Raw genomic sequence first — 16,870 nt, forward strand, 5'->3', positions numbered from 1 at the left:
TCTTACAAGTAAAGCATAAAAACCTTGCCGAAACCTTGCCGCAGCTATGCTTTATTCATGCTTTGGGAAAAGTCAGCCGAAACGTCGTACCTCTGCCGCAGTAGCTTTCCGCATGAATCTCTCCATGTAAAGAAGCAGTCAGTTCTTTGGCTATGGACAAGCCCAGACCATTGCTGTTATCCCCTCGTGATGTGTCACACTTATATAAGCGGTCAAAAACAAATGGTAAATCTTTTTCATCTATTCCAATCCCATTATCAGTAATTGATAGACTGATCTTATTCAGAGAATAGCTTATGCGAACGGTCAGTTGTGTGGCATGGCTATGTCTTATCATATTCGCTATCAGATTAGTAAGGATTCTGGTATACGCACTCTTGTCAAGAACCACATATACAGCTTCCTCCGGTATCTCAAACTTATACTCTATCTTGTTTTCTTCTAATTTTATAATCCAATCAGCAAGTATCAGGCGGGTTACCTCACATATATTCTGCTTTTTTAAGTCATAAACCCATTCACCAGACTCTATTTTTAAGAATTCAAATAATTCCTGTATATAATCCCCCAGATTAACAGCCTTTCTTTTGGCGATTTTCAGAAATTCATCACGCTCCCCTCCAGTAACACCATTCTTTTCCAATACTTCCAAATATCCAATAAGCGAAGCTAATGGGGTGCGGATATCATGCGACAAACTGGTAACTAATTTTTTATATGCCCTTTCCGACTTTTCTTTTTCCAAAAATTTTTCTTTATCGCGGATCACAATCTCATTGATTTTGTAAACAAGTTCACGAACTATGCTATTTTCATCTGCCAGTAATCTTCTGTCCAAATTGCCGCTGCAGATATCGTCCAGAATATAGGAAATTTCTTTCATCTGCCTTTTCGTATTGCGGATATAAATAAATTGATAGAGAATAATAACCCCTAATCCAGCGATACTTATCCATATCATACTTACACCTCTTTACGGAAACGATATCCGATGCTGTGAATGGTTTGAATATAATCTATATGCATCTGCTCATTTCTTATTTTTTTACGCAATTTGCTGATAAAAGACATGATATTTCTATCGTCATAAGCATACTCATCCTTCCACACATGGTTATAAATTTGTTCTTTTGTGAATACTCTGCCCTGGTTAGAAGCCAAAAAATAGAGAAGATCAAATTCTTTCGCGGTTAGCCGGACCTCTGCCGTATTTACATAGACACTTCTTAATGAGTAATTAATTTCTAAGCCTGTAAAATGCAGCGTTGAATTATCTGCGGCTTGGCCGTTAAAGACCGTATATCTTCTGATCAGGGAATGAACCCTAGCCGCAAACTCACTCATTAAAAACGGCTTTGTCAAATAATCATCCGCCCCCAGCCTCAGCCCTGTTACTTTATCGGCCTCAGAGTCCTTTGCCGTAAGCATTAACACAGGCACAGGATCCTTAATCCGTATTTTCTCTAATAGTTCAAGCCCATTGAGGAATGGAAGCATAATATCCAGCACAACAAGCTGGTATTTATCATTTTTAAATGCCTCAAACCCTGTTTTACCGTCGTGTCTTACCGTTACTTCATAATTTTCTTGCAGCAGCTCTCGTTCTATCAGCATACATAAGTCTTTATCATCATCTATTAACAATACCTTGCTCTGCTTCATACATACCTCCTGGGAAATAAGTTCCCCCACATTATATACGGTTACTCGTGCAATAGCAATGGGACTTCCTAACAGTTCCCGGAAAAAGAAAGAGTCCGTAAAGCCTGTGAAAGGCTTTGCGGACTACTCTATGGATAAAAAGAGCGACATTAAAAATCACTTATATAAGCGCAGCTTTTTCGCCAGTTTATAGATTATAGTTCCGGCTGGAAATCTTCTCAGCTGTTCCCCGGGCACTTTCACAATAGCTACAAACAGAATAATATATGTGAATACCGCCAGAGGGACTGCCACAGCCAGACATACAATATTATGGGGAAGTAAATGATACAATCCATAATAACTCCCCCAGGCCACAAGTCCCATTCCCGCGGAGGCCAGAAAAGGCTTTCCGTAAGAGTCTCTGAATTCATTCTTATATCCCAGATACTTTTTCAGATAAATCCCATTCAGGATACACATACTGACAGAATACAGAATGGTTGCCAGCAGCACTGCTATGATCCCAAGCTTGTCTGTAAACCAAAGACCGCAGAACAGAAATGCCACATTGATCACAAGGGCAATGGCCGCATTGCGAACCGGAATCTGAGGTTTTCCTATCCCCTGAAGAACCCCGTTGGTTATGGTAGACAGCGAGGAAAAAACGATGGATACCGCCCCAATCATAAGAAGGTTCCCTGCAATTCCTGTGGTGGTGGGGAAAAAGAGCCGGATAATAGGATGGCCTAACACTGCCAGCCCCACAGCAGCCGGAACAGAGATAAACATGGTCAGCTGTACAGCCTCATCTATCTTCTGATTGGCTTTTGAGATCTCCCCACGGGCATAATGCCCCGATATATTCGGCACTACCGCCGTGGAGGATGCACTGGAGAGACTGAGGGGTATATTGATCAGCGTCATATAGTAGCTGCTGAATTCTGCATAGGTTGCGCTGATCAGCTCGTCGTCGATCCTGTGTCTTCCCATAATTGAGGAAAACATGTAACCGTCAATATAGCTGCTGACATTATAGATAAAGGTACTGAAAATAACCGGCGTCACCATCAGCAGAATAATCCGGAATACTTCACGGTAGCTGATATCTACCCCTGTATGATCCCGTTTCACCTGACGCCTCAGCGTACCCCGGTTAATATAATATACAAAAGTCATAAAAAGCAGACCTGCCAGCACCCCGGCTCCCGTACCCACGGTTCCTCCGGCAGCCCCCCAGGTAGCTTCCTCTATGGCGTCTGCCGCCAGGTACTTGATCAGCAGCCACGCCGCCAAAACACTCACAATGGCATTCAGAATCTGTTCAATAATCTGAGAGGCAGATGTGGGAATCATCGTATTGTGCGCCTGAAAATACCCCCTCAGAACTCCGAGGATGGCAGATAAAAAAATCGTGGGAGTTAATACCTGCAGCGCCGGAATGGCATTTGGCTGATTCTGAGGGATCAGATATGGAGCCCCGAACAGAGCTACCAAAGCTGCAATCCCTCCAACAATACAGGCATAGATCATAGCGCCCTTAAAAACTTTATGGGCGCTTCTGTACTGGCCCAGAGCCAGACGTTCTGATACTACTTTAGAAACAGCCATGGGAATACTATACGAAGAAATTAAAAGCAGTATAGAGTATACCGAAAAAGCAAAGCTGTAATACCCCATCCCTGTTCTGCCTACAATAGCATTGAGGGGAATTCGGTATACAAGCCCGATGACCCTGGAGACCAGAGCCGCAATCATAAGAAATGAGGCATTCTTCAAAAAAGTATTCTTTTGTTTCATAATTATTCATCCTTCGTTTTATACATTTTCTATCTGCCAGTCAATCGGTGCAATTCCATGGCTTTGCAGAAAATTATTCGTCTGGCTGAAAGGCCTGCTTCCGAAGAATCCTCTGCCCGCAGACAGGGGACTGGGATGGGGAGCTTCCAGAATAAGATGGTTTGGGTTGTGAAGCATGCTCTTTTTCATCTGTGCCGGCCTGCCCCACAGGATAAATACCATAGGGCGTTCAATTTCATCCAAGATACGGATGGCTGCATCTGTAAACTGCTCCCATCCTAATCCCTGGTGGGAATTAGCCTGGTGGGCTCTCACCGTTAACACTGTATTCAGCATCAGTACACCCTGACGGGCCCATTTTTCCAAATATCCATGGTTTGGAATGTAACAGCCCAAGTCATCGTGCAGTTCCTGATATATGTTAATCAGAGAGGGCGGAATATCCACCTCTGGCTTTACAGAAAAACACAGTCCGTGAGCCTGTCCGTAATTGTGATAAGGATCCTGTCCCAGAATCACTGCCTTCACCTCTTCCAGTGGAGTAAAATGAAAGGCATTAAAGATATCGTCGGCCGGGGGAAACACCCGTTTTGTCTGGTATTCCTGGTTTATTTTCTCAAAAAGCGGTTTGTAGTATGGTTTGCTGAATTCCGGTTTTAAGGCCTCCAGCCATTCTCCCTGTAAAGGGGGCATATGCACTTCCTCCTGTTCTTATAATCTGACAGAAACACCCTTATTATGTAAGTATCTCTTAACTTCTTTGATTTCCAGTTCCTTATAATGAAAAAGAGAGGCTGCCAGAGCCGCGTCTGCCATACCTGACGACAGTGCCTCATAAAAATGCTCCATCGTTCCGGCACCCCCGGATGCAATCACAGGGATGTCAACTGCCTGGGCAATCTGCCGGGTCAGCTCAATATCATATCCGGCTTTTGTCCCGTCACAATCCATACTGGTGAGAAGGATCTCCCCGGCTCCCCGTTTTGCCGCCTCTCTGGCCCATGCCACCGCATCAATTCCCATATCAATCCGTCCGCCGTTCTTATAAATATTCCAGCCGCTTCCGTCCGGCCGCTTTTTGGCATCTATTGCCACAACCACACACTGGCTGCCGAACTTGTCTGCGGCAGAATTGATTAAATCCGGCGTATTGATGGCTGATGAATTGATCGATATTTTATCTGCTCCCTCCCTCAGGAGCATTTTAAAATCATCCACAGTTCGGATCCCTCCCCCCACAGTAAAGGGGATGAACACATTGGCTGCTACCTTGCGGACCATATCTACTACTGTATCCCTCTGATCTGATGAGGCCGTAATGTCCAGAAAAACAACCTCATCCGCGCCTGCCTTGTCGTATGCCCTTGCGATCTCCACCGGGTCGCCGGCGTCCTGGAGGTTAACAAAATTAACGCCTTTTACTACTCTGCCGCGGTTCACATCCAGGCAGGGGATAATTCTCTTGGTAAACATAATCAGCGTCCCTCCCTGTTCATATTTGTAAAGTTTTCCAGCATCTTAAGCCCCATCGTGCTGCTCTTCTCCGGATGGAACTGACAGCCAAAGAGATTTCCCTTCTCTACAGATGCATGGATCTGCGTGCTGTACTCAGTGGTTGCTTTGACAACAGATGGTTCATCCGCTTTCAGATAATAGGAATGCACAAAATAGACATACGTTTCTTCCGGTATCCCGTCAAATAACCTGCCCTGGTTTTGCAGATGGAGAGAATTCCATCCCATATGGGGGATCTTCAGTCCCTCCTGTTTTGGGATGTGAAGGATTTTGCCTTTTAACAGACCCAGTCCTTTCACTCCCGGACTCTCCTCACTCTCCTCAAACATAAGCTGAAGCCCCAGGCAGATGCCCAAAAAAGGAATCTGTTTCTCTGCAGCTTCTTGTATAACCGGTACCAGACCATATCTGTTCAGATTCTCCATGGCATCGCCGAAAGAACCCACCCCGGGAAGGACTACCCGGTCTGCAGACAGTATCTCCTCCCTGTCCCTGGACAGCACTACTTCCTCCCCCAGGAGGTCGAATGCTTTTTCTACACTTTTTATATTTCCTGCGTCATAATCAATGATTGCAATCATATGTATCTTCCCCGTTCGTTCCTTATATATTCAAAATCGCCCCTGTATTCCTGCTGCGGAGCACACGCCATGCCAGGCATGGCATAAGCATACATGGATAGTTTAACACAGCTAAAAAAAATATACAACGGATGAAAACACGAAAAGAGGACATCTGACATGCCCTCTTTCGATCTTTTTCACTGTTTTTCCAACTCAAACCAGAATTCTACTCCATTGTCATAATTCTGTACTCCGCACTTTTGATTCATGGACTCCATAATAGCTTTTACTATAGAAAGTCCAATGCCGCTTCCCCCGTATTCTCTGGTTCTTGCTTTGTCTACTTTATAAAACTTAATCCAGATTTTATCCAGGTCCTCTTCCGGAATGGGATCTCCTGTATTAAACACGGTCACCCTCACCTTTTTGTCTTCCTGAAGGATCCGGATCTCTATGGTATTGCTGTATTTGACATGGTTCAGAGCATTGGATACATAATTTGTAACTACTTCTTCTATCTTGAATTCATCCCCCCATACATAGACGGGATCCTCCTCCTGAAAGATTACCCTAACTTCTTTCTGTTCTGCCAGAATCCTGGTAGACTGCACCACACCCCGGATTAATTCTGTCAGTTCAAACCGCTCCATAGTCACCTGATCCTTGCCGAATTCCAGCTGATTCAGAGTAAGAAGCTTCTTCACCATCTCATTCATCTTGGCCGATTCGTCGATAATGACATCACAGTAGAAGTCGCGGCTCTCATCGTCCTCATTGATACACTCCTTCAGCCCTTCTGCATATCCCTGAATCAGGGCAATGGGAGTCTTTAGCTCATGAGACACATTGGAAAGAAATTCCTTTCTCATCTCATCCACCTGTATCTTTTTTTCTATATCCTTCTGCAGTTCGTTATTGGCAGATTTCAGGCCTGAGATTGCTGTCTCCAGCTCCCTGGACATCCGGTTAAAGTTATCTCCCAGAATGCCTATCTCGTCCTGCCCTCCGCTGGTGTATCTGGCATTAAAATCCAAATCCGCCATTTTCCTGGAAATATCCGTGAGCTCTGTGATCGGCTTTGTGATTCTTCTGCTGAAAAACAGGATGATTACTATACTGATTAGAATCATCACCAGTCCAATATAAATATAGAACATATTGGAAATCTGCACGCTGTCCCGAATACTTCCCACAGGGGTCCGAATCAGAAAATACCCGCTGTTTTCCAGCTTTCCCCACATCTCCAGATAATCGGTCTGCAGGTTGGTATCCTGAATCTTCTGAATAATGTAATCATCGGTCTGCTTTACTGCCTTGCCGTTGGCATTGCGCAGACCGTTGATATACCCAAAGAGCGTGGGATATAACACATCACTCTCTCTGCCCTCTACGATACGGTAGGACTGGTAATCGCTGGCCACCCAGGAGATGTTCTTTTCTGAGCAGTATCTTCTGAAATCTGAGGTTACATCGGAATCTCTCACATTGGATGTCACTACCAAATCGTTGATTTTACTGTAAACTGTCCTCAGCATATCTTCCTTTTTTGACGTATAGTAGGATTCCAGAAAAAAGGTGTTGATCAGTCCGATGGCCAGAAGCATTACCAGCATAAGCCCCGTAAAGGTAAATGCCAGTTTTTTATTCAATGATCGTTTCATGTTTATACCTCAAACTTGTACCCCATACCCCAGATAGTTTTGATATATTCCCCTCTGTCTCCCATCTTGCTTCTCAGTTTTTTTACATGGGTATCAATGGTACGGGCATCCCCAAAGTAGTCGTAGTTCCATACTGAATTCAAAATCTTTTCCCTGGACAGAGCTATGCCCTGATTCTCCATAAAATATGCCAGAAGCTCAAATTCCTTATAGCTGAGTTCAATATTTTCCCCGTCAATGGACACCATATGCGCGGCTTTATTCAGCTCAATCCCTCCTGCGGACAGGATATCGTCGGATGCTATCTGATTTGTCCGGCGCAGGATGGCTTCTGCCCTTGCCACCAGAATCTTGGGGCTAAAGGGTTTAGAAATATATTCATCCACTCCCAGCTCGAATCCCAAAAGCTCGTCCCTCTCATCCCCCCTGGCAGTCAGCATAATGATAGGGACCTTGGATTCTTTGCGAATCTCCCTGCACACCTCCCAGCCGTCCATCTTCGGCATCATAACATCTAATATAATAAGAGCTATATCCTTTGTCTCATAAAAAATATCCAGAGCCTCTTCACCATCTCCGGCTTCCAGCACGTCAAAATTCTGTTTTACCAGAAAGTCCCGGACCAATTTTCTCATCCTGCTCTCATCGTCCACAACTAATATCTTACATTTTTCCATCTGGTCTTCCTCCAACATGATCTATCTTTCTTAACTATATCAATCAAATATGTTAGAACTGTGAAATTTCCGGATTTATTTACTATTCCCCCCAAAAATAATCACTGTCCGTCTAAAAAAGCTTTTCCCTATTATACCCTCTGTGCCGGCACTTTGCAACCAAACCGGCCAGCCGGCTGTCCATTCAAAAAGCTGCGGCAGGCAACGATACGTTACCTGCCGCAGCTTAACTTGTATGTATTTGTTTAAATGTCAATCGCCCGGTAATACCCGTTAGAAACGGCATCTGCAACACGTCCCGCCCTGATGCAGTCCCCAATCTCAAATACCCTGGGCGCAGCATTATAAAAGCTTTCTGCAGTCTTACGGTCTGCTTTCATGCCTGCCGCCAGAAGAATGGTGTCAGCTTCAAAAAGGATCTCACCCTCAGGAGCAGTACACAGGAGTCCTTCCTCAGTAACGGCTTTGGCAGTGGTATTGACCTGTATTTTAATAGTACTGTCCTTCATATAAACCTTCATGGCATTTTTGTGCATGAAGTAGGAATCCGCTGCCCAGTCATCCTTCATTTCAACAATGGTAACCTCTTTCCCAAGGCCGTCAAGATAGATGGCGCATTCACTTCCCACAAGTCCGCCTCCAAGAATAACAACTTTCTGTCCAATTGCAGGGGGCGTCTGATGGAGGGCTTCCAGTGTAACGACTTTATGGTTATCTATACCAGGAATCGGAGGTACAATTGGCTTTGCCCCAACTGCTGTCATGATGACATCAGCTCCCAGCTCAGCCGCTTGCTCTGCTGTAAGCTCTGTATTTAACTTCACCGTAACCCCGGCCTTCTCCAATCTCTTTTCCAGTACTTTGACAAACCGGAACATATCTGCCTTAAAGGGAATGTGTTCCTCGGATAAGAGCTGTCCCCCCAGACGGCTGTTCTTCTCATAGAGTGTGACGGCGTGTCCGCGGTTGGCTGCTGTGATGGCCGCCTCCATTCCCCCGGGACCTCCGCCGACTACTACTACCTTTTTGGGAGAAGTCGCGGGAAATCCAAATTTATTTTCCAGCTCATTTCCAACCACAGGATTAAAAGCACAGGAATAGGTTCTGTTCGTCAGATAATTGTAAAAACAGGTAAAGCACCGGCAGCAGCGGGTAATATCGTCTTTCTTTCCGGAAAAAGCTTTTTCCGGGAAATACGGATCGCAGATAGACTGCCGTGCAATCTCTATAATATCCGCCTTGCCGGATGCAATAATTTCTTCCATCATATCCGGATCGTTCAGTCCTCCTAAGGTGGCAACCGGTGTTTTTACATGCTTTTTCACCTCTGCTGCCAGGAATACATTACATCCGTGCTCGATAAACATAGATGGATGCGTAATTACAAATACTTCCGGATCCTCATGGACACCAGCAGAGACATGAATAATATCAACTTTTCCGTCGAGCACCTTGGCCATCTCTACCCCTTCTTCAATGGTATACCCGCCGGGTGTGAATTCAGCCCCGCTCATACGGTATTCAATGGGAAATCTGCATCCCACAGCTTCCCGAATCTTTTCGATTACAAGAAGGGGGAACCGCATGCGGTTTTCTAAACTGCCGCCCCACCTGTCCGTTCTCTTATTCATAGAAGGCGACATAAACTGTCCCAGGAGCCACCCATGCCCTCCATGGATCAATACCATATCAAACCCTGCCTCTTTTACCAATTTTGCAGCACTGGCAAAGCAGTCTGCAACCCTGTAGATATCCTCCTCAGTCATGCTGCGCACGGTAAGGCCATCCGGGTTAATCTCATCGTTGGGACCGATTGCACTCTGTCCGGCAGAACCGTCATGGCTTCTGGCGTTGGCATATTTTCCCCCGTGGGCAAGTTCCATAACAGCATTGCAGTTGTGACGGTGCATAGCCTTGGCCATCTCCTTCAGAGATGGCAGGGACATAACATCGTAAAGGGTAACCTCTTTGGTATGGGTCCTCCCCACAGCGTCCACAATACCCAGCCCTATAGCTACGCTTGCAAGCCCGCCCCGTGCCCGGTTTTCGTGAAATGCCATATCCTCTTTTCTCATATGACAGTCCGGATCCAACTCCGGATTCGACATGGGAGCACCGAAAATTCGATTCTTAAAGGTGACTCCATTGATGGTTATAGGGCTTGCCAGATTTGGATAATACTTATTGTTCATAGATATACCTCCTCGTTTGCTTGTACATCCTGTTTTAATATGTTATAAATATAACATATCGATTCTTTTCTTAGAAGAATCCTTTTCGTTGTGACCCTACAAGAAAAATATTGTATCTCTGTGCCGGGAGGGAGCCTATGACATTTAGACAAATAGAATTTTTTACCACTGTATGCAAGTGTAAAAGTATCAGCAAAGCCTCCGCCCTGCTGCGCATATCCCAGCAGGGGATATCAAAAGCGCTGCTTGACCTGGAGGCAGAATTGGGCTGTCAATTGCTGAAAAGAACCAGCAGCGGGGTGACTTTAACAAACTACGGGACCTACGTGCTGCAGGAATTTGAAATTATCCTGAGAAAAAAAGAGTACATATCCTCCTATGTCCTCCAGATGAAATCCACAGCCAGGGAGCCTCTTCTGGTAGGTATGTCCTTTGGCGTTCTCTCCGCTCTGCCCCACAGCTTTTTATCCGATTTCATAACCCAACATCCTTATATAGAGCTGAATTACAGCGATTATACAGATATCACTCTTGTAAACAGGTTAGTAAAAGGAGAATGCGATCTGGCACTCATCGCCGGGCCAGTGAATTGTGAGGATCTGCAAATGGAGGTTATAAAGACCGAAAAGGTATATTTGTGCATTCCTTTCGGACATCCCCTGTATGAGGCACAGGAAATTACACTCCAGAGTTTAGCTGCCCATACCTTTGTGATGTTCAGCAACCAGTTTTATATCCAGCACCACTTTTGGGAGTCCTGCAGACACGCAGGCTTTTCCCCCCGGGTATTTCTGTCATCAAACGATTTTAATTCCCTGAAAGAGCTTGCCTTTGACACAGGGAACCTGTTTGTAGTGCCGGAGCATACCATTCCCAAAAAGGATTCACAATTCAGGTATTATCCCTTTCCGGATCCCTATTTTACTTGGGAAATCACCTATGCCACACGCAAAAATAAGCTGATGACGGAAGGTATGATGGCCTTTTATCAGAGTTTAAAAGAAACTGTCGGCTAAGGAAAAAGAACGAGAGCTGCCTTTTAAAAATTCTTTAGAAAGTCTTTCCTGTTACTTTAGATTCTCATCACAGATTCGTCACAATCATCCTGTAATATAATAATTGTTAAGAGGCCAACAACCTAACGCAAAACTTTTTCTTTTTCAAGCCAGCATCCGAATGGGTGCTGGCTCTCCTTCATTTTCAGGGCATAGTGCGCATCCCGACCAGGAACTTTTCACTCCACAGAAGCTTTCCGCCGCAGTGTGAGCCCCCGGAGTTTTTTTATTACCCAGGGAACAAAGTTTCCTGGGTAATAAAAAAAGCACTGTAAATACAGTACTTTCTTATGGAGTAGACGGGAATCGAACCCGTGTCCAAAAGCCTCTCCCATGTTCTTCTACTATCATAGTCAGTTCTTTAACATTCCCTCTGCCGCCCGGGAACTAACACCCTGGTGGGTTCAGTAGCTTCATAATACATCTACCGGCTCAAAGCTTTGCCGATAAAGTTTCTCACAAAGTCGATGCCAGATTCTTAAAGTGTGAGTGCTCTAAGGCTGACAAGCTGCAATTAGGCAGCTAACGCTAAATTTTCGTCTGCGTTTAATTTAAGGTTGTGATTTAACGCATCACCTGCGGATAGCTTCACCATCTTCGAAACCCCTGTCGAAACCTTTACTACCCCCTGTAGTAAAGTGTACCCCAAACGCTGCAGTGCATGCCCCGGGGCGTTCATACAGCCTTAGCCGTATCAACTGATACAAACGAATCGCTAACTTATTATATGATACTCACGTGAGTACTGTCAAGGCCGGGAAAATAAACTTTTTATGAAACCGGTCAGACTCTCGGAATAATCGGCGGAATCAGGCAAAACCTGAGGGGATGTGCCACAAGCAGACACATCCCCTCAGACCTATTGGTGCTGTTTGTTATAGATCCCCAGCATGATTAGGATTCCTACCAGACCGGCAAGCATCTCCAGAAGATATCCTGCCCCTACGGTTCTCTGGCCGTGAATTACCAGTGCGAGACATACGATAAAAAGCACCAGGCCGATGATTCTCACTATCCATTTCTTCATAACACACACCTCCTGTGTTCTCTTTTAGCCCTTCAGTCCTCCAAGGCTCATACCTTCTGTCAGTTTCTTCTGCACACAGATATACAGAATCAAAGTGGGCAGCATTACAATAACCAGACCGGCATAGAGACGGCCATAGTTTGCGGCTGCCTGCTGTGCCTGCATCAGCTGCATCAGTCCTACGGGAAGTGTCTTGGATTCCCCCGTAAGCATAGTCATTGCGATGATATATTCATTCCAGAAGGAAAGGAAGTTAAAGAGAATTACCGTTATAATACTTGGCCTTGCCATGGGCATCATAATAGAAAACATCGTTTTGAAATACCCGGCTCCGTCTACAAAAGCTGCCTCCTCGTAGTCTTTTGGAATAGATACAAAAAATCCGGACAGCAGGTAGATGGTAAATGGCAGTGCGGTGGATGCATATACCAGCGCCAGCACAAAAAGATTATTTAACAGAAATCCGCTCCCGAATACCCGGTTCAGAAATTTGTCTCCGTCCACAAACATCAGGAATATAGGTACAACAATGTAGTTTACATTGATAAATAACCCGCCCATAAACATAATGTTACACAGTTTGCTGCCTTTGAAGCGGTATCTTGCCAGAACATAAGCTGCCGGAAGCGCAATCACCAGGAGAAGCAGCAGCGCCAATACCGTAACTATGACGGAATTAAGCATATACTCTCCCATTTTGGCGCCCTGAAATGCATCAATAAAGTTCTGAAAATAAATTCCTTTCGGCAGTGTCCACGGATTCCCGTAGAATTCTGCATTTTCCTTGACAGAAGCCAGAAATACCCAGCCCACAGGAACTGCAATGCTAATTGCCAGAAGCAGCAGTACAATGTATATAAACACCTTATACAGCGTGTCTTTTCCATTTTTCTTCATATTCTCACCCTCCTAAAATTCCAGCGGCTCTCGCTTTGTGGCCAGGTTTACAAGTCCGGCCAATCCAAATGAGAACAAGAATACAATCACTCCTATGGCCATACCATATCCGTATGAAGAGTTCGTATACGCCTGGCCGTACATATAGCTCAGGAATACTTCACTGGCTCCATCGGGCTTGCCTCCCGTCATGGCCTTGACAAAAAGGAAGCTCAGGTTGATGGTACTGATGATAAAAAAGGTAAGTGTTGTTCTGATATTTGTCCAGATAAGGGGCAGGGTTATGTTGAAAAATTGATGGATTCTTCCCGCACCTTCCAGATTGGCTGATTCATATAAGCTCTCCGGCACGCTGGACATACTCGCCATATACATTACCATATAATATCCGATTGCCTGCCACACCATAGCAATGACAAGGCTGTAGATAACCAGCTTTTGGTTTCCCAGCCATAGAATAGGATCCGCTTTAGCGCCTCTGAATATGGACAGGATACTGTTCAGCAGGCCCTGACTGGGGTCATAAATCGCAGAAAAGATGGCTGATATAACAACAACGGATAAGATATTTGGGATGTAGAAAATAATTCTGAAAAAATTCTGGCCCTTGATCTTTTCTCTTGACAGAATCGCTGCAAAGACAAGGGAAAATACCATTGTAATAATAGTGACCATCACAATCAGCAGCACTGAGTTCTGGAAGGACCGATAGAACTTTGGATCCTCAAAAAGTATCTTAAAATTATTTAATCCCACAAATGTCTTATTATTGGAAAATCCGCCCCATTTATACAAGGACATTTTAAATACATTTATTGTTGGGACTATCATGAAAATTATGAAAAGAATTACTGCCGGCAGCACACACACTGCAATAAAACCATTTCTGCCTTTTCTATGTTTCATTCCCGTTCCTCCTTTCTCCCTTTTGCGAAGAAAAAAGGACATTATAGAATGCCCTTTTTCCTGTTGTATAGATTACTCCATTGCCTCTCTTAACTTATCGCTAGCTTCCTCTACTGACTTCTGCCAGTCCGCAACTGTTTTATCTCCGCTTACGATACTATCCACTGCCCTGAACAGGGTGTCATTCATGGATACACCTTCCACCGGATTGGTAGAGGCGAATCCGCCCATTACAGGAACTGCTGCGTCGTTATCATATACACTGTAGAACATTTTATTGTCGCCTGTAAGTTTTTCTGAAATCCCGACGATTGGCTGAATCGCATTGGATTTCGCAAAGATGTCAGCTGCTTTGTCAGAGTACATAAATGCAATCCACTCTTTTGCCAGATCCTGGTTCTTTCCCTCTGCCGGAATCCACATCTGCTCGAAGAAGGTAAATGAAGAAGGTTTCTGAGAATCTGATACTGCAGGAACTGCTGTGAATCCCCACTCAAATCCTTCTGCTCTCGGTGCATCTGCCATTTCACCCGGAAGCCAGGTTCCGTTTGGACAGAAGATTGCTTTGTTGTCCAGGATTAGCTGCTGATTCTTTGTAAAACTTTCTTCATTGGCATTCCCCAGGGTGGTAGGTTCTACATACTGTGCCAGTTTGCCTATTGTCTCAAATACTGCGGTTGCCTCCGGTGATTCCCAGATGCCGTCTTTATATGTCATGCATTCGTTATAGAATTCCGCGCCGCCTGAAGACTCCAAAGTTGCGTAGATAAATGCATCGAAGTACCCCGCATGAGGATAGGTGAATAAGGAGATTCCCTCGGCTTTTGCTTTGTCACCAAGCTCCCACATTTCATCCCATGTCTTTGGAACTTCCCAGCCCTTTTCCTTCAGCAGGCCTGCATTGTAGAAAAGTCCGCAGGGGCTGTAGAACATGGGCGCATAATATGTTTTTCCGTCATTATAAGGCATGGTTCCCAGCGTATCGAGAAATCCCGGAAGGATTTTTTCTCTTACGGTAACCTCTTCTCCAGGAACCGTCATATCCAGCACATCATCCAGACAGGTAAGCCCTTTTTCCTTTGTAATTGTCTCAGTAAGACCGGCGTCACGTCCTGTGGCACAGTGGATTACGTCCGGGTAGTCGCCGCTTTTCATGGCCGGTGTAATCTTATCTTCAATCTTTTTATCTACCTGCAGTTCAACGGTAACACCCTCATGGGTTTCCTCAAACGCTTTGGCAACCTCACTCCAGAGTTCTGCGCCGTATCCGCCTTCAAATGCAGCTACTTTCAGCACCTGTCCGCCGTCCCCTTTGGCGTCATCACCGCCCTTTGAACTGTCGTCTGTATTCCCACAGCCTGCGAGAATGGTGGTTGACATTACTGCTGCAAGTCCCAAAGCAAGCCATCTTGTTACTTCTTTCCTTTTCATACCTTTTTCCCTCCATAAATAATATTTCCTTGAGATGTTTTTATCATAGCCTAGTTTTACTTCTAATTCTATAAATATCTTGTCTTTACTTTTATATATTTTGCTTTTTACACAAAAGAAATACTATTTATTTCAAATAATCAGTGCATTTCAACCACAGCATGAGCTGTGCAGGGTACGGCAGCTATCATTTCCAATAAATTTCCAGGTTGAAAAAATAGTATCCTGCCATTATAATTATGGCAACTCCAAAAGAGAAAGGAATGTACAGCAAATATGAATAAAAATGGCACTCTTTGGTATGATACCGACGGAAATCCCATACAGGCTCACGGTGGAATGATCCTTCCGCACGGCGATACTTATTATTGGTACGGAGAAAACAAAAACGGGCCGACTTCCCTTGCCCCCTCCGGAGATATCCGGGTAGATTTCATAGGTATCTCCTGCTATTCGTCAAAAAACTGCATAGACTGGAAAAATGAGGGGATTGTGCTTCCTGCTTCTTCCGCACCGGGCAGCGATCTGTACCGTGATATGGTCTGCGAGCGTCCAAAGGTAATATACAATCAAAAAACCGGAAAATTTGTCATGTGGATGCATATAGATACCCCTGACTACCGATCCGCCAGAGCCGGCGTAGCCACAGCAGACGCCCCCACCGGCCCTTTCACCTATTTGTACAGCGATATTCCCAACCGTTCGGACTGCAGGGATATGACTCTGTTTCAGGATCTGGATCAGCGTGTATATCTGATCCACAGCTCAGACTGGAATAAAACGCTCCGAATCAGCCAGCTGACAGATGATTATCTTCACTTTACCGGTGTCTGCACAAAGATATTCCCTGAACAGGAGAGGGAAGCCCCTGCGGTTTTCTATCACCAGGGTCTGTATTATATGATCACCTCAGGGTGTACCGGCTGGGACGCCAACAGCGCCCTGTACGGCATTTCTTCAAATCTTTTAACGGGCTGGAAACTCATCGACAATCCCTGTGAGGGAAAGAATTACCGCAAAACCTTCTATGGACAGAGTACCTTTGTATTTGAAAAGGACGGACACTTTTATTTGATGCTGGACCACTGGAAGCCCGAAAACCTCAAGGCATCCGGCTACAGTATTCTGCCCGTCACTGCGGACGGAATGGATCTGCGCATTCCATTTACAGAATATCCGTTCCAACAGACAAAATAAAGGGGCTGTGAAAAAAGTCCCGTAAAAAAAGAACGCTTTCAGGTATACAAACCTGGAGGCGTTCTTCTTTTTGTGGTAAAATTAATCTACTATGAACAATAATACCGAGAAATATTATACCGCAAAACAGGGAAGGCTGCCACTGTTTTTTTCGGATTGTCTGGATCTCTGTGATCCAGTATTAGCATTTGACAGAATCATGGAGGAGATTGGAATAGAAAGATATCTTAGGCCAGAGCCCTCACATAAACTGGGCCGGCCCGGATATAATCGGGTCAACATGCTAAAGACAGTCCTGTTCGGCTTTA

At 44.9% G+C, this 16,870-nt stretch carries 15 protein-coding genes, 1 other RNA gene and 1 pseudogene; 3 read left to right on the forward strand and 14 right to left on the reverse strand.

Features of this window, described 5'->3' with window-relative positions; all coding sequences use genetic code 11:
* Window positions 1-55 precede the first annotated feature (55 nt).
* The 9 genes from BUA56_RS14895 to BUA56_RS14935 all read right to left on the reverse strand — a co-directional run bounded on the left by BUA56_RS14895 (window position 56) and on the right by BUA56_RS14935 (window position 10,049).
* A complete protein-coding gene (locus BUA56_RS14895) occupies window positions 56-961 on the reverse strand; it encodes a sensor histidine kinase (RefSeq protein ID WP_072853140.1) in 906 nt (301 codons plus the stop codon).
* 2 nt (window positions 962-963) lie between these two features.
* Window positions 964-1,662 (reverse strand): response regulator transcription factor, encoded by a 699-nt coding sequence (locus BUA56_RS14900; RefSeq protein ID WP_072853141.1) that lies wholly within the window; start codon window positions 1,660-1,662, stop codon window positions 964-966.
* Between the two features lie 156 nt (window positions 1,663-1,818).
* Entirely contained in the window at window positions 1,819-3,441 is a 1,623-nt protein-coding gene (locus BUA56_RS14905; RefSeq protein ID WP_072853143.1) for a putative polysaccharide biosynthesis protein, read from the reverse strand.
* An 18-nt stretch (window positions 3,442-3,459) separates the two neighbouring features.
* Window positions 3,460-4,134 (reverse strand): uracil-DNA glycosylase, encoded by a 675-nt coding sequence (locus tag BUA56_RS14910; RefSeq protein WP_072853145.1) that lies wholly within the window; start codon window positions 4,132-4,134, stop codon window positions 3,460-3,462.
* 18 nt (window positions 4,135-4,152) lie between these two features.
* The gene (gene hisF, locus BUA56_RS14915; protein ID WP_072853147.1) at window positions 4,153-4,914 is read right to left on the reverse strand and encodes an imidazole glycerol phosphate synthase subunit HisF; all 762 of its coding nucleotides are present in this window, start codon (window positions 4,912-4,914) and stop codon (window positions 4,153-4,155) included.
* A gap of 2 nt (window positions 4,915-4,916) precedes the next feature.
* The gene (gene hisH / locus BUA56_RS14920; RefSeq protein WP_072853150.1) at window positions 4,917-5,537 is read right to left on the reverse strand and encodes an imidazole glycerol phosphate synthase subunit HisH; all 621 of its coding nucleotides are present in this window, start codon (window positions 5,535-5,537) and stop codon (window positions 4,917-4,919) included.
* 179 nt (window positions 5,538-5,716) lie between these two features.
* Window positions 5,717-7,180 carry a sensor histidine kinase gene (locus BUA56_RS14925; RefSeq protein WP_072853152.1) on the reverse strand — a complete coding sequence of 488 codons (1,464 nt, stop codon included), beginning with the start codon at window positions 7,178-7,180 and terminating at the stop codon, window positions 5,717-5,719.
* A 2-nt stretch (window positions 7,181-7,182) separates the two neighbouring features.
* Window positions 7,183-7,857 (reverse strand): response regulator transcription factor, encoded by a 675-nt coding sequence (locus BUA56_RS14930; protein ID WP_072853154.1) that lies wholly within the window; start codon window positions 7,855-7,857, stop codon window positions 7,183-7,185.
* Window positions 7,858-8,102: 245 nt separating this feature from the next.
* A complete protein-coding gene (locus BUA56_RS14935; RefSeq protein ID WP_072853156.1) occupies window positions 8,103-10,049 on the reverse strand; it encodes an oxidoreductase in 1,947 nt (648 codons plus the stop codon).
* A gap of 137 nt (window positions 10,050-10,186) precedes the next feature.
* On the opposite strand from BUA56_RS14935, the gene BUA56_RS14940 reads away from it, so the two are divergent.
* A complete protein-coding gene (locus BUA56_RS14940; protein ID WP_072853157.1) occupies window positions 10,187-11,065 on the forward strand; it encodes a LysR family transcriptional regulator in 879 nt (292 codons plus the stop codon).
* Between the two features lie 327 nt (window positions 11,066-11,392).
* Here the strand turns inward: BUA56_RS14940 and ssrA are convergent.
* The 5 genes from ssrA to BUA56_RS14960 all read right to left on the reverse strand — a co-directional run bounded on the left by ssrA (window position 11,393) and on the right by BUA56_RS14960 (window position 15,365).
* Window positions 11,393-11,732: a transfer-messenger RNA gene (gene ssrA / locus BUA56_RS14945) on the reverse strand.
* A 231-nt stretch (window positions 11,733-11,963) separates the two neighbouring features.
* Entirely contained in the window at window positions 11,964-12,131 is a 168-nt protein-coding gene (locus BUA56_RS23205; protein ID WP_167594279.1) for a DUF6903 family protein, read from the reverse strand.
* 24 nt (window positions 12,132-12,155) lie between these two features.
* Window positions 12,156-13,028, reverse strand: coding sequence for a carbohydrate ABC transporter permease (locus BUA56_RS14950; RefSeq protein WP_072853159.1), 873 nt, complete (start codon window positions 13,026-13,028; stop codon window positions 12,156-12,158).
* Between the two features lie 12 nt (window positions 13,029-13,040).
* On the reverse strand, window positions 13,041-13,934 hold the full coding sequence (locus tag BUA56_RS14955) for a carbohydrate ABC transporter permease (RefSeq protein ID WP_072853161.1): 894 nt from the start codon (window positions 13,932-13,934) through the stop codon (window positions 13,041-13,043).
* 72 nt (window positions 13,935-14,006) lie between these two features.
* A complete protein-coding gene (locus BUA56_RS14960) occupies window positions 14,007-15,365 on the reverse strand; it encodes a carbohydrate ABC transporter substrate-binding protein (RefSeq protein WP_072853163.1) in 1,359 nt (452 codons plus the stop codon).
* 276 nt (window positions 15,366-15,641) lie between these two features.
* On the opposite strand from BUA56_RS14960, the gene BUA56_RS14965 reads away from it, so the two are divergent.
* Window positions 15,642-16,562, forward strand: coding sequence for a glycoside hydrolase family 43 protein (locus tag BUA56_RS14965; protein WP_072853164.1), 921 nt, complete (start codon window positions 15,642-15,644; stop codon window positions 16,560-16,562).
* Window positions 16,563-16,653: 91 nt separating this feature from the next.
* Window positions 16,654-16,870, forward strand: a pseudogene (locus BUA56_RS23430) (IS1182 family transposase); the annotation flags it as partial.

It is taken from the genome of Lactonifactor longoviformis DSM 17459, assembly GCF_900129135.1.
GTDB lineage: Bacteria > Bacillota > Clostridia > Lachnospirales > Lachnospiraceae > Lactonifactor > Lactonifactor longoviformis.